At 65.2% G+C, this 23,156-nt stretch carries 24 protein-coding genes and 2 pseudogenes; 9 read left to right on the top strand and 17 right to left on the bottom strand.

All coding sequences use genetic code 11. From position 1 onward, the window contains the following. The 6 genes and pseudogenes from AAG799_RS14370 to cysG form a co-directional block, all read right to left on the bottom strand. Positions 1 to 161, bottom strand: a pseudogene (locus AAG799_RS14370) (sulfate adenylyltransferase); the annotation flags it as partial. Positions 162 to 182: 21 nt separating this feature from the next. Next, positions 183 to 926: a phosphoadenylyl-sulfate reductase gene (locus tag AAG799_RS14365; RefSeq protein WP_341897044.1), complete on the bottom strand. Its 744-nt coding sequence runs from the start codon at positions 924 to 926 to the stop codon at positions 183 to 185. Further along, positions 923 to 1,453 carry a DUF934 domain-containing protein gene (locus tag AAG799_RS14360; protein ID WP_341897042.1) on the bottom strand — a complete coding sequence of 177 codons (531 nt, stop codon included), beginning with the start codon at positions 1,451 to 1,453 and terminating at the stop codon, positions 923 to 925. Before AAG799_RS14360 ends, AAG799_RS14365 begins: the two co-directional genes overlap by 4 nt. Beyond that, complete coding sequence (locus AAG799_RS14355; protein WP_341897040.1) at positions 1,440 to 3,098, bottom strand: nitrite/sulfite reductase; 1,659 nt, start codon at positions 3,096 to 3,098, stop codon at positions 1,440 to 1,442. The genes AAG799_RS14360 and AAG799_RS14355 overlap by 14 nt, the downstream gene beginning before the upstream one ends. A 13-nt stretch (positions 3,099 to 3,111) precedes the next feature. Continuing rightward, complete coding sequence (locus tag AAG799_RS14350; protein ID WP_341897038.1) at positions 3,112 to 3,420, bottom strand: DUF2849 domain-containing protein; 309 nt, start codon at positions 3,418 to 3,420, stop codon at positions 3,112 to 3,114. 10 nt (positions 3,421 to 3,430) lie between these two features. After that, on the bottom strand, positions 3,431 to 4,813 hold the full coding sequence (gene cysG, locus AAG799_RS14345; RefSeq protein ID WP_341897035.1) for a siroheme synthase CysG: 1,383 nt from the start codon (positions 4,811 to 4,813) through the stop codon (positions 3,431 to 3,433). A 234-nt stretch (positions 4,814 to 5,047) separates the two neighbouring features. On the opposite strand from cysG, the gene AAG799_RS14340 reads away from it, so the two are divergent. The 4 genes from AAG799_RS14340 (at position 5,048) to kdsA (ending at position 8,126) form a co-directional block, all read left to right on the top strand. Then, positions 5,048 to 5,470: a hypothetical protein gene (locus AAG799_RS14340; protein WP_341897034.1), complete on the top strand. Its 423-nt coding sequence runs from the start codon at positions 5,048 to 5,050 to the stop codon at positions 5,468 to 5,470. An 84-nt stretch (positions 5,471 to 5,554) separates the two neighbouring features. Further along, entirely contained in the window at positions 5,555 to 6,379 is an 825-nt protein-coding gene (locus AAG799_RS14335) for a helix-turn-helix transcriptional regulator (RefSeq protein ID WP_341897032.1), read from the top strand. 78 nt (positions 6,380 to 6,457) lie between these two features. After that, complete coding sequence (locus AAG799_RS14330; RefSeq protein ID WP_341897030.1) at positions 6,458 to 7,168, top strand: CBS domain-containing protein; 711 nt, start codon at positions 6,458 to 6,460, stop codon at positions 7,166 to 7,168. A gap of 103 nt (positions 7,169 to 7,271) precedes the next feature. Beyond that, positions 7,272 to 8,126, top strand: coding sequence for a 3-deoxy-8-phosphooctulonate synthase (kdsA, locus tag AAG799_RS14325; RefSeq protein ID WP_341897028.1), 855 nt, complete (start codon positions 7,272 to 7,274; stop codon positions 8,124 to 8,126). A gap of 57 nt (positions 8,127 to 8,183) precedes the next feature. On the opposite strand, the gene AAG799_RS14320 is transcribed toward kdsA, so the two are convergent. The 4 genes from AAG799_RS14320 to AAG799_RS14305 form a co-directional block, all read right to left on the bottom strand. Then, a complete protein-coding gene (locus tag AAG799_RS14320; RefSeq protein WP_341897026.1) occupies positions 8,184 to 8,768 on the bottom strand; it encodes a DUF4142 domain-containing protein in 585 nt (194 codons plus the stop codon). Between the two features lie 134 nt (positions 8,769 to 8,902). Next, positions 8,903 to 9,421 (bottom strand): DUF4442 domain-containing protein, encoded by a 519-nt coding sequence (locus AAG799_RS14315; protein ID WP_341897024.1) that lies wholly within the window; start codon positions 9,419 to 9,421, stop codon positions 8,903 to 8,905. Then, positions 9,418 to 10,071: a TetR/AcrR family transcriptional regulator gene (locus AAG799_RS14310; RefSeq protein WP_341897022.1), complete on the bottom strand. Its 654-nt coding sequence runs from the start codon at positions 10,069 to 10,071 to the stop codon at positions 9,418 to 9,420. Before AAG799_RS14310 ends, AAG799_RS14315 begins: the two co-directional genes overlap by 4 nt. A 46-nt stretch (positions 10,072 to 10,117) precedes the next feature. Next, entirely contained in the window at positions 10,118 to 10,999 is an 882-nt protein-coding gene (locus AAG799_RS14305) for a LysR substrate-binding domain-containing protein (protein ID WP_341897020.1), read from the bottom strand. A 125-nt stretch (positions 11,000 to 11,124) separates the two neighbouring features. On the opposite strand from AAG799_RS14305, the gene AAG799_RS14300 reads away from it, so the two are divergent. The 4 genes from AAG799_RS14300 (at position 11,125) to zapE (ending at position 15,561) form a co-directional block, all read left to right on the top strand. Next, positions 11,125 to 12,105, top strand: coding sequence for a nitronate monooxygenase (locus tag AAG799_RS14300; protein ID WP_341897018.1), 981 nt, complete (start codon positions 11,125 to 11,127; stop codon positions 12,103 to 12,105). Between the two features lie 50 nt (positions 12,106 to 12,155). Continuing rightward, on the top strand, positions 12,156 to 12,755 hold the full coding sequence (locus AAG799_RS14295; protein WP_341897017.1) for a glutathione S-transferase N-terminal domain-containing protein: 600 nt from the start codon (positions 12,156 to 12,158) through the stop codon (positions 12,753 to 12,755). 76 nt (positions 12,756 to 12,831) lie between these two features. Beyond that, complete coding sequence (locus tag AAG799_RS14290) at positions 12,832 to 14,331, top strand: CoA-acylating methylmalonate-semialdehyde dehydrogenase (RefSeq protein ID WP_341897015.1); 1,500 nt, start codon at positions 12,832 to 12,834, stop codon at positions 14,329 to 14,331. Between the two features lie 99 nt (positions 14,332 to 14,430). Then, positions 14,431 to 15,561, top strand: a complete 1,131-nt coding sequence (zapE, locus tag AAG799_RS14285) for a cell division protein ZapE (protein ID WP_341897013.1) — start codon at positions 14,431 to 14,433, stop codon at positions 15,559 to 15,561. A gap of 27 nt (positions 15,562 to 15,588) precedes the next feature. On the opposite strand, the gene AAG799_RS14280 is transcribed toward zapE, so the two are convergent. The 7 genes from AAG799_RS14280 to AAG799_RS14250 all read right to left on the bottom strand — a co-directional run bounded on the left by AAG799_RS14280 (position 15,589) and on the right by AAG799_RS14250 (position 22,682). Continuing rightward, positions 15,589 to 16,938 (bottom strand): pentapeptide repeat-containing protein, encoded by a 1,350-nt coding sequence (locus AAG799_RS14280; RefSeq protein WP_341897011.1) that lies wholly within the window; start codon positions 16,936 to 16,938, stop codon positions 15,589 to 15,591. Positions 16,939 to 17,053: 115 nt separating this feature from the next. Next, a complete protein-coding gene (locus tag AAG799_RS14275) occupies positions 17,054 to 17,845 on the bottom strand; it encodes a succinate dehydrogenase iron-sulfur subunit (protein WP_341897009.1) in 792 nt (263 codons plus the stop codon). A 20-nt stretch (positions 17,846 to 17,865) separates the two neighbouring features. Next, on the bottom strand, positions 17,866 to 19,653 hold the full coding sequence (gene sdhA / locus AAG799_RS14270) for a succinate dehydrogenase flavoprotein subunit (protein WP_341897007.1): 1,788 nt from the start codon (positions 19,651 to 19,653) through the stop codon (positions 17,866 to 17,868). Positions 19,654 to 19,657: 4 nt separating this feature from the next. Continuing rightward, positions 19,658 to 20,053, bottom strand: a complete 396-nt coding sequence (sdhD, locus tag AAG799_RS14265; protein ID WP_341897005.1) for a succinate dehydrogenase, hydrophobic membrane anchor protein — start codon at positions 20,051 to 20,053, stop codon at positions 19,658 to 19,660. A 10-nt stretch (positions 20,054 to 20,063) separates the two neighbouring features. Then, a complete protein-coding gene (gene sdhC, locus AAG799_RS14260; protein ID WP_341897003.1) occupies positions 20,064 to 20,450 on the bottom strand; it encodes a succinate dehydrogenase, cytochrome b556 subunit in 387 nt (128 codons plus the stop codon). Positions 20,451 to 20,721: 271 nt separating this feature from the next. Next, on the bottom strand, positions 20,722 to 21,792 hold the full coding sequence (locus tag AAG799_RS14255) for a MaoC family dehydratase (protein WP_341897002.1): 1,071 nt from the start codon (positions 21,790 to 21,792) through the stop codon (positions 20,722 to 20,724). A 14-nt stretch (positions 21,793 to 21,806) separates the two neighbouring features. Continuing rightward, complete coding sequence (locus AAG799_RS14250) at positions 21,807 to 22,682, bottom strand: CoA ester lyase (protein ID WP_341897000.1); 876 nt, start codon at positions 22,680 to 22,682, stop codon at positions 21,807 to 21,809. Between the two features lie 133 nt (positions 22,683 to 22,815). Here AAG799_RS14250 and AAG799_RS14245 point away from each other — a divergent pair. After that, positions 22,816 to 23,156: pseudogene (locus tag AAG799_RS14245) on the top strand (pyridoxal kinase); the annotation flags it as partial.

Raw genomic sequence — 23,156 nt, 5'->3', positions numbered from 1 at the left:
GGGAACGGCACGCGGCCGAGGAAGGCCTTCTTGGCCAGCCAGATCATCACATTGGAGTCTTTGCCCAGCGACCACAGCATCGCCAGCGGCTTGATCCGGCTATAGGCCTCGCGAAGGATGTAGATGCTCTGCGCTTCGAGCTGGTCGAGATCGTCTTGCATGACTGAAACGTGGCTTTCTGATTACTCTTCGTCGCGAGGACTGGAGGAGGGGAGCGTGCTGACATGGATGCCGCATTCGGTCTTGTCGGCGCCCTGCCAGCGGCCGGCGCGGGCATCGTCACCGGCGGCGACCGGCTGGGTGCAGGGCGCGCAGCCAATCGAGGGATAGCCCTGCGCCACCAGCGGATGGCGCGGCAGGTCGTGGCGGATGAAATAGGCCTCGATCTCGGCCGGGCCCCAGTCGGCCAGCGGATTGAATTTCAGCCGCGCGCCGTCGGCTTCCACCAGCGGGATATGCTGGCGGGTGGCGGCCTGGAAGCGCTTGCGGCCGTTGATCCAGGCAGCAAAGGGCTTCAGCCCGCGCGCCAGCGGCTCGATCTTGCGGATACGGCAGCAGGCCTCGGCATCGCGGAACCACAGGGTGCCGGCATCGTCCTGGGCCGACAGCAGCTTCGGGTCGGGCGTCAGCACGCGCACATCACTCAGGGACAGCCGGTCGATCAGATCGTCACGATAGCGCAGCGTCTCGTCGAACAGCTTGCCGGTATCGAGGAACAGCACCGGTGTGGCCTTGTCCACTGCGGCCACCAGATGCAGCAGAACGGCAGCTTCGGCGCCGAAGGACGAGACCAGCGCGATCTGGCGCGGGAACAGGTCGCGGATGGCGATGCGCAGCACATCCTCGGCGTTGCGGCCCTGCAGCTGGGCGTTCAGCGACGCGGCATAGTCGGTGAGGTCGAGACTGGCGAAGGCAAGCGCGGTCATTCGGCGGCTTCCTTCTTCTGTGGCCCGCTTTGCTTCTGGGCGAGCCGCTGTTTCAGCGCGCTGACCCGGCCATCGGCGGCGGGCTGGTAGACATGGCTGAAGCTCTGCAGCGCTTTGGCAAAGACTGCGGCGGCGTCTTCGCGGGGAATCTCGAAGGCATCGAAGCCGCTGCGCTGCATATGCCAGAGCTGGTCGCGCAGCACGTTGCCGGTGGCCCGCAGCTCGCCCGTATAGCCAAAGCGCGCGCGCAGCAGATGGGCCTGGCTGTAGGCGCGGCCATCGCCGAATTTTGGAAAGCTGAGCACGATCAGGTCGAAGCGCTCGGCCTCGGGGCCGAAGTCGAGCACATCCACGGTATTGGGCAGGCTGATGCCGAGCGGACTGTTGCGGCCGCTGAGCTGGTCCTTCTCGGCCTGCCAGCGGGCATAGGAAACCAGTACCGCGCCGCTGGCCGGCAGGGCCGCGTCATCCGCCACCGGCTGGAAAGCATCTTCACCGACGATATGGCCGTTTTTAAGCAGCGGCATAGACGGCCTCCTTGAACGGGGTGAGGCCGACGCGGCGATAGGTGTCGAGGAAGCGTTCGTCGCTGCTGCTGCGCAGGCGTAAGTAAGCCTCCACCAGTGTGTCGATGGCATCCACCGTATCGGCGGCATTGAGCGACGGCCCGATCAGGTCGCCGATGGCGGCCCGGTCGTCGGCCGAGCCACCCAGGGTGAGCTGGTAGAATTCCTCGCCCGCCTTGTCGACGCCCAGGATGCCGATATGGCCGACATGGTGATGCCCGCAGGCATTGATGCAGCCGGAAATCTTGATCTTCAGCTCGCCGATGTCATGGGCGCGTTCCCAGTTCTTGAAGCGCAGTGCGATCTGCTGCGCCACCGGGATCGAGCGGGCATTGGCCAGTGCGCAGTAATCGAGGCCCGGGCAGGCGATGATGTCCGAGGCCAGGCCGACATTGGGCGTGGCGAGATCATAGGCCTTCAGCGCCTTGTACAGCGCCGGCAGGTCGGATTGCTTCACATGCGGCAGCACCAGATTCTGCTCATGGGTCACGCGGATTTCGCCAAACGAATAGCGCTCGGCCAGATCGGCCACCGCAGTCATCTGCTCGGCCTTGGCATCGCCCGGCGCCTCGCCCTCTTTTTTCAGCGAGATGGTGACGATGCTGTAGCCCGGCTGCTTGTGCTTGAAGGTGTTGCGCCGTGCCCACAGGCCGAACTCGAAATCGGTGCGGAAGGCATTGGCATATTCCGCCGCCACGCCGCCCAGCTTTTCGAAAGCCGGTGGGGCGAATTGAGCCGTTATCTGGTCGATGGCCGCCTGCGGCAGTTTCAGCGCGCCATCCTTGGTGGCGGCAAATTCCGCTTCCACCTTCTCGCGCATGGTGTCGATGCCGATCTCATGCACCAGGATCTTGATGCGCGCCTTGTAGATGTTGTCGCGGCGGCCGAACTGGTTGTAGACGCGCAGGATGGCTTCCAGATAGCTCAGCAGATCCTGCTTGGGCAGGAAATCGCGGATGGTCTTGCCGATGAAGGGCGTGCGGCCCAGTCCGCCGCCGACAATAACTTCGAAGCCGATCTCGCCGGTGGCATTTTTATGCATGCGCAGGCCGATATCATGCACGCGCACGGCGGCACGGTCGTTTGGCGAGCCGGTGACCGCGATCTTGAACTTGCGCGGCAGGAAGCTGAATTCGGGGTGGAAGGTCGACCACTGGCGGATGATCTCGCACCACACGCGCGGGTCTTCGATTTCGTCGAAGGCGGCGCCGGCGAACTGGTCGGTGGTGGTGTTGCGGATGCAGTTGCCGCTGGTCTGGATCGCATGCATCTGGATTTTCGCCAGATCGGCCAGCGCATCGGCGGTGTCTTCCAGCCTGATCCAGTTGTACTGCAGGTTCTGGCGGGTGGTGAAATGGCCCCAGCCGCGATCGTATTTGCAGCCGATCTGCGCCAGGCCGCGCAGCTGCTGCGACGATAGCGTGCCATAGGGAATGGCGATGCGCAGCATATAGGCGTGCAGCTGCAGATAGAGGCCGTTCTGCAGGCGCAGCGGCTTGAATTCGTCTTCGCTGATCTCGCCGCTCAGGCGGCGGGCGACCTGGTCGCGGAACTGCGCAACGCGCTCGTCCACCATGGTCTGATCGATCTCATCATACTGGTACATGGGGCGTCCTCGGTCAGGCTGCTGGCCTGGTTTCGGTCGTGGGTCCGTCGGCGCGAATCACTTCGCGATACTGGATCGGCCTTGGCGGCGTGCTGCCGGCATTCACCGGAATCAGGTATGGCGCGACGACGATGTTCATTTTCGCCTGCGCCTCGGCGATGGCGAGCAGGGCGGCGCCGGCTTCGGCATTGGCGACCACGGAGGCATCGGCAATGTGGCGGCTCCAGCCGGCAACCCTGGTCAGATAGACGACATCGCCGCTTTTCAGGTCGTTGGCGGTGACCACCTGCGGCTGGCTGTCGAGTTTGGGGGCTTTGGCCATCTCTGTATCCTCAGGCGCTGCGGCGCTGCTGTGTGGCGGTCGCCTGCGCATAGGCCGCGACCTTGCCGATGATGAGCAGGACAGGCCCGTCGCCATGCTGCGCGGCGAGCGCCGGCAGGCCATAGAGCTGGCCTGCGCTGACCTGCTGGTCGCTGCGCGTGCCGTTTTCGATCAGGGCCACCGGCAGGGTCGGTGCCACGCCGGCATCGAGCAGGCGGTCACGGATCGTGGCGGCCTGGCTCAGGCCCATATAGACGACGATGGTTTCGCCGGCCCTGGCGCGGTCGGCCCATGCGATCTGCGCTGTGCCGTCCTTCAGCTGGCCGCTGACCAGGCTGATGCCATGGCTGAGGTCGCGATGGGTGAGCGGAATGCCGGCGCTGGCAGCGCAGCCCAGTGCAGCAGTGATGCCGGGGATGACAGACACGGTGATGCCGCGCTGCTGCAGATAGTCCATCTCCTCGCCGCCGCGGCCGAAGATGAAGGGATCGCCGGCCTTGAGCCGCACCACGCGCTTGCCCAGGATGGCATGGGCGGCGAGCTGGGCGTTGATTTCGTCCTGGCCGACGCTGTGGCGGCCCTTGCGCTTGCCGACGGGCACGCGCTCGGCATCGCGGCGCACGCGATCCAGAATCTCGGGCGCCACCAGGGCGTCATAGAGCACGATATCGGCATCCATCAGCGCGCGTTGCGCCGCGATGGTCAGCAGGTCTGGATCGCCGGGCCCGGCGCCGACCAAGTGCACATGGCCGCTGACGCTGTCCTGCACGGCATTGAGTTCGGCCATCAGGGCACTGCGCGCACCGCTGCGGTCGCCGGCATAGACTTTCGCTGACACGGCACCATCGAAGACACGCTCCCAGAAGCGCTTGCGCGGGGCGGCGTCGCGGATCACGCGCGCCACCGTGCCGCGGAATTCGCCGGCCAGCGCGGCGAGATCACCCAGCCGTGCCGGCAGCAGGGCCTCGATTTGCGCGCGGATGCGGCCGAGCAGCAGAGGCGCGGTGCCGTTGGAGGAGATGCCAATCGTGATATCGCCGCGCTCGATGATCGCCGGCACGGTGAAATCGGAAAGGTCGGCGCGATCCACCACATTGACCAGCAGGCCGCGTGCCTGCGCCGCGGTTGCCACGATCTCGTCGGTGGCTTCGCCGGTGGCGGCAATCACCAGCCGCATGCCGTCCAGCAGCGCCGGCGTGAAGACAGCGGCACGATGGATGACATTGCCCTCGGCAACCAGCACGGAAAGTTCAGCATTGAGGTCGGAGGCCACGACCTGCACGCGGGCGCCGGCCTTGAGCAGCAGGCGAATCTTGCGGGCGGCGTTTTCGCCACCGCCCACCACCAGGACCGCGCGGTCCTGCAGGTTCAGAAATCCCGGAAAGCTCTGCATGGCACGCCCAGCCCTTTCGTGGCCAGCACCGTCGCTGTGTGGAATACTTTATTTAACGCCAAGAAATGAGAGTCAATATATTAACACGTAAATTTATGAGATATTATAATTTATAACAATAATAATATGTGAATTAAACTCGGCAAATCCCCCGTCATTACCTGCCTAGTAATTGTTAAGCCGCTGATCTGATTTGATAATCGCTCCAGTTTCACCCTGAACAGGAGCCCGACCATGATCTCACATGCCCGGATTGCCACCATTCTCCGCTGTGATGCGGCACTTTGTTTCGCTTGCGGCCTGCCCGGCCTGATCGCCCCGGCCTGGCTGGCCGGTTTCCTGTTGCCGCAGCAGGAAACCGTGCTGGGCATGCCCACCGCCACGGTGCTGTGGGAACTGGGCATCCTGCTGGTCGCCTATGCCGGCCTGCTGCTGCTGGCGGCCATCAAGCCGGGCCTGGACCGACCGGTGCTGCTGGTCAGCGCGGTGGCCGATGCCGGCTGGGTGCTCGGCACTGTCGCGCTGGTGGCGGCGTTTCCCGCCAGCTTCAGCAGCTGGGGCATCGTTGCGCTGGCCGTGGTGGCGCTGGATACCGCACTGATCGGCCTGTGGAAGCTGCGGGTGCTGCGGGGCGGCGCCACGCCGCTGGCGGCCTGAGCCCGACTCCGGAGCTGCGCGGGGCGGTAGACAGATCGCCCCGCGGTTTCACACACTGCACTTAAACATGCGGGAGACACGCCGATGAGCGAAGCGGCACTGCAAGGCGGGTCCGGTTTCGGCATGCCCGGCTTCGGCACATTGATGCGGCAGTGGCGCCGGCGCCGCGGCCTGAGCCAGCTGGAACTGGCCGAGACGGGCAGCGTGTCGCAGCGCCATGTCAGCTTTCTCGAATCGGGCCGCGCGCGGCCCAGCCGCCAGATGGTGCTGCATCTGGCCGAATTGCTGGACATGCCGCTGCGCGAACGTAACCGCCTACTGCATGCGGCCGGCTTCGCCGCCGCCTATCGCGAAAGCGGCCTGGCGGCGCCGCATCTGGCCGAGGCGCGCCATGCGCTGGATCTGCTGCTGAAACAGCATGAGCCGTTTCCCGCCGTCGTGGTCGATGCCGGCTGGACCGTGCAGCTGGCCAACCAGGCGGCCCAGCGCATGATCGGCTTCCTGCTTGGGCCCAGCCACGATCCGGCGCGCCCGGTCAATTTCATGACCTTGCCGCTGCATCCCAATGGCGCGCGGCCCTATATCCGCAACTGGCGCGACGTGGCCGGTGCCCTGCTGCACCGGCTGCAGCGCGAGGCAATGGACAGCCCGGCCGCCGCCGCCGTGCTGGCCGAGGTGCGCGGCTATCCCGATGTGGACGCGCTGTGGCGCACAGTCGACTGGGATACCGAGCCGCGCCCGCTGCTCACCTTCGCCATCGAAAAGGATGGCCTGGTGCTCGATCTGGTCACCATGATCGCCACCTTCGGCACGCCGCAGGATGTCACCCTGCAGGATCTGCGGATCGAGACCTTCCTGCCGGCCAATGCGGCCAGCGAGGCACTGCTGCGGGGTCTGGCGGCAGGCTGAAACCTGCAGCAGTTTTGATACGGATCAAGGCGGCGCCGGGCGGCGGGCGCAAGGATACGGCATCCCGAGGAGATGCCCATGAAAGCCGCCGATATCATGACTGTTCCGGTCCACAGCGTTCGCGCCGAGGATACCGTTGCCCATGCGGTGCAGCAGATGCTGCAGCGCCGGATCAGCGGCCTGCCGGTGGTCGACCAGGCAGGTAACCTGGTCGGTCTGGTCACCGAGGGCGATTTCCTGCGGCGCAGCGAAACCGGCACCGACAAGCGCCGGCCGCACTGGCTGCAGTTTCTGCTCGGTCCCGGTCGCGGCGCGGAAGACTACACGCGCAGCCATGCCCGCATGGTGGGCGAGATCATGACCACCGATGTCGCTACGGTGACCGAGGATGCGCCGCTGGCTGATATTGTCCGCATCATGGAGAAGCGCCGCGTCAAGCGGGTGCCGGTGCTGCGCGATGGCAAGGTGATCGGCATCGTCAGCCGCGCCAACCTGATGCATGCGCTGGCCGGCGTGCTGGGCGAGCTGCGGCCGACCAGTGACAGCGATGCGCATATCCAACAGCAGATCATGACCGAGCTGCGCAAGCAGGACTGGACTCCGCTGGGCAGTACCAGCATCGTGGTGCGCAATGGCGTGGTGCATCTGTGGGGCACGATCTTCGATGAACGCGAGCGTGTCGCACTGAAGGTGCTGGCCGGCGCCATTGCCGGCGTCAAGGCGGTGGAAGACCATCTGGTGTGGGTCGAGCCGATCTCAGGCTTCTACCTCACCCCGCCGGCGGCCTGAGACTGCCGCTTTAGCGCCGGCCGGATATCGCAAATCCGGCCCGCTTGCGTCACAATCCTGCCGATCTGGCCGCCGCCGTTGCGGCCGCCTGCGGAGATGGATGATGGCGACGCTGACATTGGATAAATGGAATCTGTCGATCGGCGACGGCAAGGGGCTGTTCTGCATCCTCGGCCTCAATGTGCTGGAGGATCTCGACCTGGCGATGGCGACGGCCACCGAGCTGAAGGCGATCACCAGCGACCTCGGCCTGCCGTTTGTGTTCAAGGCCAGCTTCGACAAGGCCAATCGCTCCTCGATCAACAGCTTTCGCGGTCCCGGCCTGAAAGAGGGCCTGAAGATTCTGGCGGCCGTCAAAGACAAGCTGAAGGTGCCGATCGCCACCGACCTGCATGAACCCGATCAGGCCGAGCCGGTGGCGGCGGTGGCCGACCTGGTGCAGATCCCCGCCTTCCTGGTGCGGCAGACCGACCTGATCGTGGCCGCGGCGCGCGCGACGCAGAAGCATGGCGGTTTGCTCCACGTTAAAAAGGCACAGTTTCTCGCGCCTTGGGACTGCAAAAGCATCCTGCACAAGATTGAGCAGGCGGCCGGGCCGGGCATGACCATCCTGTGCGAGCGCGGCGCCGCCTTTGGCTACAACAACCTGATCGTCGACATGCTGGCGATCCCGGAGATGAAGAAATTCGGCGTGCCGGTCACCATCGACGCCACCCATGCGGTGCAGCTGCCGGGTGCCCGCGAAGTCGCCGGCGGTGGCGTTGCGGCCGGCGGCCGGCGTGAAGGTGTCGCGGTGATCGCGGCCGCGGCGATTGCCGCCGGTGCCGACGGCGTGTTCCTCGAATTCCATCCCGATCCCGACAATGCCAAGTGTGACGGGCCGAGCTGCCTGCCGCTTGGCGGGGCGCGGGCGGTGCTGACCAGGCTGAAGGCGCTTTACGCGGCGGCCCAGGTATAAAAAAGCCGTCCTGCACCTGGGTGCAGGACGGCTTTCTCAATTCAAGACAGGCCGGCGTTACGAGGCGTTGTTTGCCAGCGCGCCGGAAATCTGCTTGGCGTCAGCGATATGCTTGCGCACCAACGGCATCATCACCGTCGAGTTGTTCTTGATCGTCATCGCGTCGCCCGTGCGGGCATAGTCGGTATGCAGGCGCAGTTCGCGCTCATGCACATCGATCTGCGACAGGATGTAGTTCTTGTCGAAGCTGCTGAGCGAGGCTTTCTGCAGCTCATTCAGCTTGGCCGCCTGCTTGACCGTCAACAGGGGCGTGGTCGGTGTCAGGCCGGCCTGGATGGCCGCGTCGTTCAGCTTGGGCGACGACAGCGCGTGATCGTCCAACACGCGCTGGGCGTAGTCGCGCACCTGCTTGTTCTGTGCACGCTGAACAGCGATCTTGCTCGCCTCGACTTCGAACAGGTCTGCCGTCCGGGCAGACGCCAGATAGTCCGTGGTCCCGAGCGGCTTGGCGCTCGTTGCCCGGCTCTTCTGCGCCGTGGTGGACGGGTATTGCGTGGTCTGCGCCAGCACGGGTGCTGCGATGATCCCGACGGCGACCATGGCGGTGGCGCCAAGCAGGGCAAGCTTGCGGATATGGATCATGGGTGTACTCCAAGTCTGTTGGGGCGCCGGCAGTGACTGCGGCGTTTTATCCCGGGTTTGACTCAACCCTTCAGCAGCCCAGAGGTTCCGCTTTGGCAGGCCGAAACCCGCTGTGATATTTACGCTATCTTTCGTTATTGCCCCTTGTAATGGGACTCTGCCGGCCCGATGCGCCAGCGCGGCCGTGCCACCATCACCATGTCGCCACTGGCATCGCGCAGTTCCACCAGCCCATCGAGCGGCTGCGCGACAGACCAGTCGAGCGCCGCAATCCTGCATTCGGCGGTGATCGGGCCGCGCGCCTTCTTCAGATAGTCGCTGTCGAAGCCGGTGACGATCCAGCGCGTGCCTTGCGCCGGCTGGCGGCTCATCAGCGCCAGATTGGCGGTCAGTTCCGCCAGGTTGGTCAGCGCCACCGCATGCAGCGAGCGCAGATGGTTACGCACGCGGCGCCGGTCGCTCATGCGGGCGCGGGCATAGCCCGGCACCAGCTCCACCACCTGCGGCCCGATGGTGGCGGCATAAGGCACGGTCAGGCCGATCAACAGGCTGAACAGCCGGCGGCCGAAGGGCAGGCGGCCCAGGCCGGTCCACTGTTTCAGCACCGTGGCGTCAGCAGGCACCGCGTCAACCGGGATGGCGGCAGTCGTCATTTCAGTTTCCTTTTGCCGGGCGGGACGGCGATGGCCTCCCAGATCAGGTCGGAGAGTTTCTGCGCCGCGCTGGCGGGCCTGAGGCTGGCCGCACCGCTGCGCTGCATGCGCAGCCAGGTCTGCACCGGGCCGATCACCAGGCTGAGCAGCAGTTCGGGCGGCAGCGGCTTGAGGATGCCGGCGGTGATGGCAGGCTTGAGCAGCCGCAGCAGCGGCCGCAGGAAATCGGCAGTCCCCTGCTGCAGGCGGCTTTCGGCGTCGCTGACGGCGCGGTGGTGGCGATACTCGGCCAGGAAGCGCGCGGCGGCCGGATGGCGCATCGACCAGTCGATATGGGTGGTGATGAAAGCATCCAGCAGGGCGCGGGTATGGTCGTGCCGCGCCAGTGCGGCGGCCAGGTCGGTGCGATAGCGCCCGAGCAGGTCTTCATACAGCGCCGCGACCAGGCCTTCGCGATTGCCGAAATGGTGATACAGGCTGCCGACCGACACGGTGGCGGCATCGCGCACCTGCTCGATGGTGGTGGCATCGACGCCCTGCGCATCGAACAGCGCCAGGGCTGCGATCAGTGCGCGCTGGCGGCTGCCGCCGGTATCGCGGGCCGTTTCGGCAGCAGGTTTCGCGGTCTTGCGCAGGGCTTTGGCGGGCATGCGCCGGCTTATAGCCCGGATTAGAATAATATTCTAGAATAAAATTCTAGTTCCCGGTTTCCGCAGCCTCCGCGCAGCTGGCCATGAAGGCGCGCATGGCGGCGCCGGCATAGGCGTCGCGGCGCTGCACGAACACCGTATCCACCATGGCCTCGCGTTGCGGAATGGCCTCGATGCGCACCGATTTGCCGATGGCGCTGCGGGTGATCGCGGCCCTCGGCAGCAGGCTGATGCCGACATTGGCGGCGACGCAGCCGAGAATGCCCTCCACCGTGCCGAATTCCAGCCGCCGCACCGGCAGCCAGCCCTGGCTGGAGACATACTGTTCCAGCCGCTGGCGGTAGGAGCAGCCGCTGCGGAACACCACCACGGTCAGCGTGCGGTTGGCCTGCCGGTAGCTGGCGATATCGGGCCAGCTCTTTGCCATCGCCAGCACCAGTTCCTCGCGGAACACCGGCGTCGCCACCAGTTCGGGGTGCGCCACGGGTGCTGCGACAAACGCGCCGCTCAGGCTGTGATCCAGCACCTTTTCCAGCAGGGTGGCGGTCGGCCCGGTGGTGATGTCGAGTTCGACATCGGGATGCTGCGCATGGAATTTCGCCAGCACCGGCGGCAGGCGCACGGCGGCGGTGGTTTCCATGGCGCCGATCGGCAGCGGGCCGCGCGCGGTGCCGTCGTCGCAGGCCGCGCGCGTTGCATCGGCCACCAGGGCGGCGATCTGTTCGGCATAGGGCAACAGGCGCTGGCCGGCATTGGTGACGCTGACGCCACGGCTGTGGCGGTTGAACAACGGCGTACCGAGCCGCTCCTCCATCAGCTTGATGCGCATGGTCACGTTCGACTGCACGGTGTTGAGCTGCTGCGCGGCCTTGGAGATGCTGCCGCAGCGGGCCACGGCGGAGAAGAAGGCGAGATCGGACAGATCCATGGGATACCCTGGCAAAACCGGCTATCTATAAAAACGATGCCTGTTATTGGTAATAATCATTATTAAGAATATCACGTTGGAGCTAGGCTGCCAGCACTTTCTTGCTGCCGCCTCGGAGATCCGCCATGACCCTGTCCACCGCGCTGACCCGCCGCCTCAACATCCAGCATCCCGTGCTGCTCGCCCCGATGGACCTGGTGGCCGATGCCAGGCTCTGCGATGCGGTCAGTGCCGCCGGCGGTTTCGGCATGCTGGGCGGCGGCTATGGCGAGGAGGCCTGGCTGCGCCGCGAGATTGCCGTGCTGCAGGCCCGGCCGGTCCAGCGCCCGCATGGCATCGGCTTCATCACCTGGAGCCTGGCCAAGCAGCCGCAGCTGCTGGATCTCGCGCTCGAAAGCCGGCCGGCGGCGGTGATGCTGTCGTTCGGCGATCCGACCCCGTTCATCGACAGGATCAAGGCCGCCGGGGCGCTGGCGATCTGCCAGGTGCAGACCGTGGCGATGGCCCGGCAGGCGGCGGCCGAAGGCGCGGATATCATCGTCGCCCAGGGCGGTGAGGCCGGCGGTCATGGCGTGTCGCGCGGCACGCTGGGCCTGGTGCCGGCGGTGGTCGATGCGGTGCCGGCGATGTTGCCGGTGGTGGCGGCCGGCGGCATCGGCGACGGGCGCGGCCTGGCGGCGGCGCTCAGTCTGGGGGCGGCCGGCGTGCTGGTCGGCACGCGCTTTTACGCCACCCATGAGGCCGCGGGTTTTCCGCAGGCCAAGGCGCGCATCTGCGCCGCATCGGGCGACGACACCGCGCGCAGCATCGTGTTCGATATCTCGCGCGAGAATGTCTGGCCGGCGCCGTTCAATGGCCGCTGCCTGGTCAACGACCATGCGCGGCGCTGGATGGGACGCGAGGTCGAGCTGATGCGCAACGTGCGCGAGGAAGCCGTGCGCTATCGCGAGGCGCGCGCGGCCGGCGATTTCAGCATCGCCGCGGTCATCGCCGGCGAAGCGGCCGATACCATCACCGAAGTGGTTTCAGCACGCAACGTGGTGGAAACCATGGTGAGCGAAGCCGAGGACATCCTGGTCCGGTTGTCCGGCCAGCTCGCCGCCTGATCGATCCCGCGCCCACCGCCTTCCCCGGCCGCTTATAAAAAGAGACACGCATGCAGCTGTTTTTCAACGCCACCTCGCCCTACGCCCGCAAGGCCCGCGTCGCCGTGCTGGAAAAGGGGCTGGCCGGTCGCGTCACCTTCGTCGAGACCGATCCCTGGGCCAGCCCGGCCGAACTGGTGGCGCTCAATCCGCTGTCCAAGGTGCCGACTCTGGTGACCGATACCGGTGCGGTGGTAACGGAAAGCGACGGCATCATCCAGGTGCTCGACATGCTGGGCGGCCATCCCTACCTGCTGCCGCCCGACGGTCCGGCGCGCATGGAGCTGCTGGTGCGCAGCGGCCTGTGCCAGGGGCTGATCGATGCCAGCTTCATCGCCGTGATCGAACGCCGCCGTCCCGCCGCCGGTCAGTGGGATGACTGGGTGGCGCGCCAGCGCAGCGCCGTGATCCGCAGCCTGGCGCATATTGCCACCAGCTTTGTGCTGTCGCCCGCGCGGTTCGATCTGGGCGATATCGCCCTGGCCTGCGCGCTGGGCTATCTCGACTATCGCCATCCGGACCTGCCCTGGCGCCAGCAATATCCGGCCATGGCCGCCTGGCAGGATACCGCCGACCAGCGGCCCTCGATGATCGCCACCAGCCCGAACTGACCCGCCAGCCCTTGCCAGTGGCGCCCGGGGCTTTAGAGTCGCCGGGCTGCGGTGTCTGTTCTAGGGAGTCCAAAAGATGGCGAAAGAGTTGCATCATTTTATTGGTGGCAAGAAGGTTGCCGGCACCTCCGGCCGGTTCCTCGATGTCTACAATCCGACCACCGGCGAAGTGGCAAGCAAGGCGCCGCTGGCCACCAAGGCCGAGGTCGAGGGCGCTATCGCCGACAGCCAGAAGGCCTTCCTGGAATGGGGCACCACCTCGCCGCTGACGCGCGCGCGCGTCATGTTCAAGTTCAAGGAGCTGTGCGAGAAGAATGCCGACGAGATCGCACGCCTGATCTCGAATGAGCATGGCAAGGTGATTTCCGATGCCAAGGGCTCGCTGCAGCGTGGCCTGGAAGTGGTCGAATTCGCCTGCGGCATCCCGCATCTGCTGAAGGGCGAATATTCCGACAACGTGGCGCGCGGCATCGACGTCTATTCGATGCGCCAGCCGCTTGGCGTCGTCGCCGGCATCACGCCATTCAACTTCCCGGCCATGGTGCCGATGTGGATGTTCGGCGTCGCCATTGCAGCCGGCAACACCTTCATCCTCAAGCCCAGCGAGAAGGACCCGTCCTGCCCGCTGAAGCTGGCCGAACTGATGCTGGAAGCCGGCGCGCCTCCGGGCGTGCTGAACTGCGTGATCGGCGACAAGGAATCGGTCGACACGCTGCTCACCGATCCGCGCATCCAGGCGGTCAGTTTCGTCGGCTCGACGCCGATTGCGCAGTATGTCTATGCCACCGCTGCCGCGCACGGCAAGCGCGTGCAGGCGATGGGCGGCGCCAAGAACCACATGATCGTGATGCCCGATGCCGATATGGACCAGGCCGTGGACGCGCTGATCGGCGCGGCCTATGGCTCGGCCGGCGAACGCTGCATGGCGGTTTCGGTGGCCGTGCCGGTGGGTAAGGGCACCGCCGACCGGTTGGTGGAGGCGCTGGCCCCGCGCGTGCGGGCGCTCAAGATCGGCCCCAGCACCGACAAGGATTCCGAGATGGGTCCGGTGGTGACCAAGGAGCATCTCGCCAAGGTGAAGGGCTATGTCGATACCGGCGTCAAGGAAGGCGCCAAGCTGGTGGTCGACGGTCGCGGCCTGAAGCTGCAGGGCTACGAGGACGGCTATTTCATGGGCGGCTGCCTGTTCGACAACGTGACGCCGGACATGCGCATCTACAAGGAAGAGATTTTCGGCCCGGTGCTGGGCGTGGTGCGCGCCGAGACCTTCGAGGAAGCGGCCAAGCTGCCGACCGAGCATGAATTCGGCAATGGCGTGGCGATCTTCACCCGCGACGGCGACGCCGCCCGCGACTTTGCCGCCAAGGTGCAGGTCGGCATGGTCGGCATCAACGTGCCGATCCCGGTGCCGCTGGCCTTCCACACCTTCGGCGGCTGGAAGAAGTCGGCCTTTGGCGACACCAACCAGCATGGCCCGGAAGGCGTGAAGTTCTACACCAAGATCAAGACGGTGACGGCACGCTGGCCGACCGGCATCCGGTCTGGTGCCGAGTTCAACATCCCGACCATGAAGTAAGCCGGTTCAGCCCGGAACAAAGTCAGTATCCAGGGTGGGCGGCGGATGACTCTGCCGCCCGTTCTGTTTTAAAGAGACTGGCTGTTTTAAAGAGACCGTATGTCGATCCTCGAAACCTATCGCGCCAAACTCGGTGCCGGCGACCTGGCGGAAGACCCGGCCCAGGCGCTGGCGGCGGAGAAGCTGGAGCTGCTGAGCCGGCGGCTGGTGCAGTATCAGCCCGGCACCGAGGATACCTGGCTGCAGAAGCTGAGTTTCGGCCGCAAGCGCGAGCCCACCCCGCAGGGCCTCTACATCTACGGCGATGTCGGCCGCGGCAAATCCATGCTGATGGACTTGTTCTTCGACAAGGCGCCGGTGGAGAAGAAGCGCCGGGTGCATTTCCATGCCTTCATGCAGGAGGTGCATGCCGAGATCTATCGCTATCGCCAGCTGCCGGCCGATGATCCGGAAAAGAAGGCCGGGGGCGACGATCCGATCAAGCCGGCGGCAAAGAAGATCGCGAAGTCAGCCTGGCTGCTGTGTTTCGATGAAATGCAGGTCAGCGACGTGGCCGATGCGATGATTCTCGGCCGGCTGTTCGAGAAGCTGTTCGACCGCGGCGTGGTGGTGGTGGCGACCTCGAACCGGCATCCGGACGACCTGTACAAGAGCGGCATCAACCGCCAGCTGTTCCTGCCGTTCATCGCGCTGTTCAAGGACAAGCTGGATGTGCTGCATCTGGCGGCCAGCCGCGACTACCGCCTGCAGCGCATTGCCAAGTCGCCGGTCTGGTTCAGCCCCTTGAGCGCGAAATCGACGCTGGCGCTGGATCATGCCTGGAACCTGCTGACCGATGACGCCGAGGGCGAGCCGGGCGAGATCGAGCTGCTGGGGCGCCGGCTGATGGTGCCGAGCCAGGCGCGCGGCGTGGCGCGCTTCCGCTTTGACGAGCTGTGTGAACAGCCGCTCGGGCCGCCGGATTTCCTGGCGATCGCGCGCAATTTCCACACCGTGATGATCGACAATATCCCGACGCTCAGCCCGGCCAAGCGCAACGAGGCCAAGCGTTTCGTCACCCTGGTGGATACGCTGTATGAGGCCAAGGCCAAGCTGATGGCCACGGCCGCCGCGCCGCCGGAAACGCTGTATCCCGAAGGCGAGGGCGCGTTCGAGTTTCAGCGCTGCGTGTCACGCCTGAACGAAATGCAGAGCGAAGAGTATCGCGCGCTGCCGCATATCAGCGGCTAGCGGCCGGAACCACCGAACCAATTAACGTTAATTGGGCAGCAGCAGGTCGCGGGCGCGATCAAGCCGGGCGTTGGTGAAGCTGGTACCGACCAGAAGCGCGCCGGCGAAACGGCCGTCGGTCAGGTCGGCGCCGGTCAGGTCGGCGCCATTCAGGTTGGCCTCGCGCAGATCGGCCGCCACCAAGCTGGCACCACTCAGATTGGCGCCCACCAGGATGGCCCGCTTCAGCTTGGCGGCCCCCAGGTTGGTGCGGGCGGCACGCGCATGCGGCGCATCGTCCTTGATCGCAGCGAGATTGGCTTCGGTCAGGTCGGCGGCATCCAGCGTGCTGCGTGCCAGGCTGGCGCCGCGCAGGTTGGCCTTGACCAGGGTTGCTTCGCGCAGGTCGGCGAAGTTGAGCCGTGCCAGCGCCAGGTTGGCGTTGGTCAGGATCGCCTTGGTGAAGCAGGCGCGCTCCAGCAGCGCACCCATCAGGTTGATGCCGCGCAGGTCGCGGCCGGAGAAATTGAAATCGCTCAAGTCCGCGCGCAGGCCCTGGCGGCCTTCGGAGTGGACCCAGAGCTCATGCTGCTTCAGGATCTCGGCCAGATCGGCCTCGGCATGGCGCGAGGCGCTGGCGAAGATCGCCGCGGACAGTTCGGGCAAGCTGCGGCTGGCGGCATCGACGATGGCGCCGCGCAGATCGGCACCAGCGAAATTGGCACCGCCGAGCTGCGCGCCCGACAGGCTGGCGCCGGCCAGATTGGCACCGGAGAAATCGGACTGCTGCAGGTCGGCGCCTTCCAGCCGGGCCGAGGTCATCTGCGCCTTGCGCAGATCGGCGCCATGCAGGTTGCTGTCATCCAGATTCGCGTCGGCGAAGTCGGCATGCAGGGCGAAGGCCTTGGGCAGCTGGGCGCCGGACAGGTCGGCGCGCTGCGCCGAGGCCCCGGACAGGTCGATGGCGCGCTTGGTCGGGCCGCTGTCGGCGATGCGGCCTTCGGAGTCATAGACGGGCGCCAGCGCTTCGGCGCCGTTCGACTCCGACATATTGGCATCGTTCAGGCCGGCGGCGCGCAGGCAGGCGCCGCGCAGGTCGGCCCAGCGCATGTCGGCACCATCCAGCGTGGCATTGCGGAAATCCGAACCGCCGCATTTCGACATGGAAAGCCGGGCGCCGTCGAGGCGGGCGCGATGCAGGCGGGCGCCGGTCAGGTCGGCCAGCGTGAGATTGGCGCCGGTGAGATCGGCATCCGAAAGGTCGGTGAAAGCCAGAGCGGCAGGCTGGGCACCGGGTTTGCCGGCCAGATGGGCTTCATGCTCACGCAACACGTCGCGCAGCTTTTCAGCGCCGACTTTGGTAAGATGCAGGGGAGCCCCGCGGGTAAAATCGCCCATAACGCTCAGCGGCCTTGCCTAAACACATCACACAGAAGATTCGGCCGCGAGTGTAACGCGGACCGGCTTTACCGATCCAGCCGTTTGCCCCCTGTTTGGTCTTTAGTCTAGCAGATCAGCCGCGACGTTCCACCATCAGCTTTTTGATTTCACCGATGGCCTGCGCCGGGTTCAGCCCCTTGGGGCAGGTCTGGGCGCAGTTCATGATGGTGTGGCAGCGGTACAGCCTGAACGGGTCTTCCAGGTTGTCGAGTCGCTCGCCGGTCATCTCATCGCGGCTGTCGGCAATCCAGCGATAGGCCTGCAGCAGGATGGCCGGGCCGAGATAACGGTCGGAATTCCACCAGTAGCTCGGGCAGGAGGTGGAGCAGCAGGCGCACAGGATGCACTCATAGAGGCCATCCAGCTTCTTGCGGTCGTCAGCCGACTGCAGCCGTTCGCGGGCCGGTGCCGGACTCTGGGTCTGCATCCAGGGCTTGATCGAGGCATACTGGGCATAGAAGTTGGACAGATCGGGGACCAGATCCTTGATCACCGGCATGTGCGGCAGCGGATAGATCTTCACATCGCCGTCGATATCCTCGCAGGCCTTGGTGCAGGCCAGCGTGTTGCCGCCATCGATATTCATGGCACACGAGCCGCAGACGCCTTCGCGGCAGGAGCGGCGGAAGGTGAGCGAGGGGTCGATCTCGTTCTTGATCTTGATCAGGGCATCCAGAACCATCGGGCCACAGTCGTTCATGTCGACTTCGTAGGTATCGACCTGCGGGGTCTTGCCGTCATCCTGGTTCCAGCGATAGACGCGGAACTGCTTGACCTTGCGCTCTTCGCCCGGCTTGGCCGGCGGCAGCGCCCAGGTCTTGCCCTGGGAGATCTTCGAATTCTTCGGGAGCGCGAACTCAGCCATCGGGAGGTATCCTTGCTTCCTTAGTAAACGCGCTTCTTGGGCTCGATATACGAGACCTCGTTGGTCAGCGTGTAGGTGTGCACCGGGCGGTAGTCGATGGTGACGCCGCCCTTGTCGCCGAGCCAGGACAGGGTGTGCTTCATCCACTCCTTGTCGTCGCGATCGGCATAGTCCTCGCGGGCATGGGCGCCGCGGCTTTCCTTGCGGTTCTCGGCCGAATGCATGGTGACGACGGCCTGGCGCACCAGGTTGTCGAGCTCCAGCGTTTCGACCAGATCCGAATTCCACACCAGCGAACGGTCGGCCACGTCGATATCCGGCATCATCTTATAGACGTTGTCGATCAGGCCGACGCCTTCCTTCAGCACCTCGCCGGTGCGGTAGACGGCGCAGTTGTTCTGCATGGCGCGCTGCATCTTGTCGCGAATCTGCGCGGTCGGGCTGCCGCCCTTGGCATTGCGGAAGTGATCCAGGCGGGCCAGGGCGCTGTCGCCGGCATTCTTGATCTCGCGATGCTTGGCATTCTTGTCGACCACCTGGGCCGCACGAATGGCGGCAGCGCGGCCGAACACCACCAGATCGATCAGCGAGTTGGAGCCCAGACGGTTGGCGCCATGCACCGACACGCAGGCGGCTTCGCCCACTGCCATCAGGCCGGGCACCACGCTGTCGGGGTTGCCGTCCTTCAGGGTCAGCACTTCGCCATGATAGTTGGTCGGGATGCCGCCCATGTTGTAATGCACGGTCGGCAGCACCGGAATCGGCTGCTTGGTCACATCGACGCCGGCAAAGATCTTGGCGCTTTCCGAAATGCCGGGCAGGCGCTCATGCAGAATCTTCGGATCGAGATGATCCAGATGCAGGAAGATGTGGTCCTTGTTCTTGCCCACGCCGCGGCCTTCGCGGATTTCCATGGTCATGGCGCGGCTGACCACGTCACGCGAGGCGAGATCCTTGGCGGACGGCGCATAGCGTTCCATGAAACGTTCGCCGGCCGAATTGACGACATAGCCGCCTTCGCCGCGCGCGCCTTCGGTGATCAGGCAGCCCGAGCCGTAGATGCCGGTGGGATGGAACTGCACGAATTCCATGTCCTGCAGCGGCAGGCCGGCGCGCAGCACCATGCCGCCGCCGTCGCCGGTGCAGGTATGCGCCGAGGTGCAGCTGAAATAGGCACGGCCATAGCCGCCGGTCGCCAGCACCACCATATGGGCGCGGAAGCGGTGCATGCTGCCATCGGCCAGGTTCCAGGCCATCACGCCGCGGCAGGCGCCGTCCTCGTCCATGATCAGGTCGAGGGCGAAGTATTCGATGAAGAACTCGGTGTCGAATTTCAGCGACTGCTGGTACAGCGTGTGCAGCATCGCATGGCCGGTGCGGTCAGCGGCGGCGCAGGTGCGCTGGGCCGGCTCGGCGCCGAAATTCTTGGTCATGCCACCGAAGGCGCGCTGGTAGATCTTGCCTTCCGGGGTGCGGCTGAACGGCACGCCGAAATGTTCCAGCTCGACCACGGCCGGCACCGCTTCGCGGCACATGTATTCGATGGCGTCCTGGTCGCCGAGCCAGTCGGAGCCCTTGACGGTGTCATACATATGCCAGCGCCAGTTATCCTCGCCCATGTTGCCAAGGGCTGCCGAGATGCCGCCCTGCGCCGCCACCGTGTGGCTGCGGGTGGGGAACACCTTGGAGATGCAGGCGGTCTTCAGGCCGGCAGCCGCCAGGCCCATGGTGGCGCGTAAGCCCGCGCCGCCGGCGCCGACAACGACGACATCGTAATAGTGGTCGTGAACCTGATAGCTGGCGGGCATGGGTTTAGGCTCCGAAAAACAGCTTGAGCACCGACAGGGCGGCAATACCGCCGAGGATGAAGGTGGCGAAGGTGATGCCGAGCAGGCTCACCAACTTGAGGCCTTCGCTATGGACATAGTCCTCAATCACCACCTGTAAACCCAGCTTCATATGCCAGAAGACGGCGAGGATGCTGAGCAGGGCGACGAGGGCGAACAGTGGGTGTTTGAAGGCGACGGCGACGGCGGCATGATCGCCGCTCGCCAGCTTCAGCAGGCAGACCAGCATGACCAGCAGCAAGGGGATCATCGCCACGGCGGTGACGCGCTGCATCCACCAGTGCTGCACGCCTTCCTTGGCGGCACCGAGACCACGGACATTTTTCAGCGCGCTGCGCATCGGCTTGTTGGCGTTGCTCATGATGCGCTCCTCACTTCCAGGCGTAGGCAAGGATCCAGGCCAGCACGGTGAGCACCACCGAACCGCCGATCACCGCCCAGCCCGACTTGTTGGCCACCGGCAGGCTGTAGCCATGGCCGGCATCCCAGAACAGGTGCCGGATGCCGTTCAGCAGATGGTAGAACAGCGCCCAGGTGAAGCCGAGCAGCACCAGGCGGCCGAGCCATGAGCCGAGGCAGGCCTGCACCATCGCGTAATAATCGGGGCCGGCGGCAGCGGCGACCAGCCACCAGGTCAGCAGCACCGTACCGGCGGCCAGACCGCAGCCGGTGGCGCGGTGCAGGATCGACGTCGCCATGGTGACGTGCCAGCGATAGATCTGCAGATGGGGAGAGAGCGGTCGTTCGACGTTCGCCATTTTTGCGCCTTCGCCCCCTGGAACGGACCTGGGGCATTCGGGGTGGGGCGGTCCGCCGGCGGCGCGGGGGAAAAGCAGCCGAGTCGGCGTCCGAAACAGGCCGGATACTAGTCCCGGAGCCTGCTTAGTCAATGATTGAACCGTTCTGTTTTTAACGATCTAAACCCCCGGCTTGCAACGGATTTTCGGTCCGGGCAAGGCGGAAGTGAGTTGTTGCGAACGGCTCTCAGAAATATAAAACGAACGGTCGTTTTAATGACTGTGCCCGGTATCAGCGGCGGCGTTTTTCCCGTTTCGGCATCACCACCCAGTAATCCAGGTCGAGCACCACGCTGTCAGGATACTTGCCGGTGCTGTCCTTGTCGGGGAAACCGGCTGCGGGCTGATCCTTCACTGCGACCGTGCGGATGCGCAAGGCGCCGGCATCGGTGCGGCCGTCCAGCTCGGCTTTGTCCAGCACCTGCGACCAGGCATAGATCGTGTTGCCGGCGACGGTGGGGTTCACATGGCGGCCGCCATTGATGGCGACCACGAAGGCGGCATTGCCAAGGCCGTTGAAGCTGAGCGCGCGCGCCAGGCTGATGATATGGCCGCCATAGACCAGGCGGCGGCCGAGCTTGTCCTGGCCCTGGCGGTGCTGGTCGAAATGCACTTTCGCCGTGTTCTGGTACAGCCGGGTGGCGAGCATATGCTCGGACTCCTCGATGGTCATGCCATCGACATGGTCGATCTTCTCGCCGGGCTCGTAATCTTCCCAGCCATGGCGGCTGCCTGCCAGCGTCCAGTCATATTGCGCGAAGTTGAGCCCCATCGGCAGGCGCAGGCGGTCGGCCGGCAGATGATCGATCAGCTTGGGCACGCGCTCGTCGGTGATCACCGCGCTTTCGTCGCGCTTCTTCACCATCACCCAGCGCACATAATCCAGCACCAGTTCGTCGCTTTCCTTGTAGCCCTGGCTGCGCACATAGACCACGCCGGTCTTCTTGTTGGAATTTTCCTTCAGGCCGATCACGCGCGAAATGGTGTGCAGGGTGTCGCCGGCAAAGACCGGCGCCAGCCAGCGGCATTCGGCATAGCCCAGATTGGCCACCGCATTCAGCGAGATTTCCGGCACGGTCTTGCCGAACACGATATGGAAGGCCAGCAGGTCATCGACCGGTGCGGCGCGCAACCCCAAGCGGCGCGCGAAGCTGTCGGCCGACTGCACCGGAAAGCGCGGGCCATACAGCGCGGTGTACAGCGCCACATCGCCGGCGGTGACGGTGCGCGGAGTGGCGTGGCGGATTTCCTGGTCGAGTTTGAAATCCTCGAAGAAATTGCCCGGGTTGGTCTTGTCGCTCATGTCTGGTCCGTTCCTCAAGCCGCCTGCAGTTTGGCAATCGCATCCGCCAGCGCGGCCAGCTTTTTCGCCTGCTCGACATGCAGGTTCTCGATCAGCTTGCCATCCACCAGCACCACGCCCTTGCCTTCCTTTGCCGCCGCCTCGAAGGCGGCGATGATCTTGTGCGCATAGGCCATCTGCGCGTCCGTCGGTGCAAACACGCGGTTGGCCGTATCCAGTGTCTTGGGATGGATCAGGGTCTTGCCGTCAAACCCCAGTTCCAGTCCCTGACGGCAGGCCGCCTCGAAGCCGGCCTCGTCGTCGAGGTCGAGATAAACACCATCGAGTATTGCCAAACCGTAAGCGCGCGCCGCCAGCATGCAGAGGCCCAGCGCCGTGATGACCGGCAGCCGCAGCGGCGTGTGCTGGGCATTCAGGTCTTTCACCAGGTCAGACGTGCCCATCACCAGGGCGGCGAGGCGGGGCGAGGCGCCGGCGATCTCCTCGGCGCGGAGGATGCCCTTCGGCGTTTCCATCATGCACCAGATCGCGGTTTTGGCCTGGCCATGCTGCTGCAGCAGGGCCGCGGCCTCCTGCACCTGTGCGGCCGATTCCACTTTCGGCAGCAGGATGGCATCGGGTGCGGCCTTGGCGGCGGCAATCACGTCATCGCGCCCCCAGGGCGTGTCGAGGCCGTTGCTGCGGATGATCAGCTCGCGCATGCCATAGCCGCCACCGGCAACCGCGGCGCAGACCTGTTCGCGGGCCATCGCCTTCTGCTCCGGTGCCACCGCGTCTTCCAGGTCGAGGATCAGCGCATCGGCGGCCAGGCCCTTGGCCTTCTCCAGCGCCCGGGCATTGGAGCCGGGCATATACAGCACGCTGCGGCGGGGACGGGCGGTGGCGGCCATGCGAAAGACCTTTTGCAGAATTGTTGCGGTGCAATAAGTTTGAATTGCGCCACTATAAACGCCGACTTAGGCATGGCAAGGTTCCGTTACGTCCGCCTTTTGTCTGTATAGCAACGACTTCAGGATTTCGCCCATGCGCGTGCTCAGCATCCAGAGCCAGGTGATCTACGGCCATGTCGGTAACAATGCCGCCGTGTTTCCCCTGCAGCGCAACGGAATCGAGGTCTGGTCGGTGCCGACCGGCCTGCTGGCCTTCAATCCCTCCTATGGTCCGCCGGCCCATCGCTCCACCAGCCCGGAAGAGATGGATGCCTGGATCGCCGCGCTGCAGACGCGGCCGGAATGGAACCAGATCGATGCCGTGCTGCTTGGCTGGCTTGGCAATCCCCGCACCGCCGAGGCCGCCGGCCGCGCCGCGCTGGCGGTGAAGGCGGCCAATCCGAAGGCGATCTTCCTCTGCGACCCGGTGATGGG

The sequence above is a fragment of the Ferrovibrio terrae genome (assembly GCF_943371255.1).
In the GTDB taxonomy this organism is placed as follows: domain Bacteria; phylum Pseudomonadota; class Alphaproteobacteria; order Ferrovibrionales; family Ferrovibrionaceae; genus Ferrovibrio; species Ferrovibrio terrae_B.
Note: the sequence above shows the minus strand (reverse complement) of the source record. Positions and strands in the feature narration are given on the sequence as shown.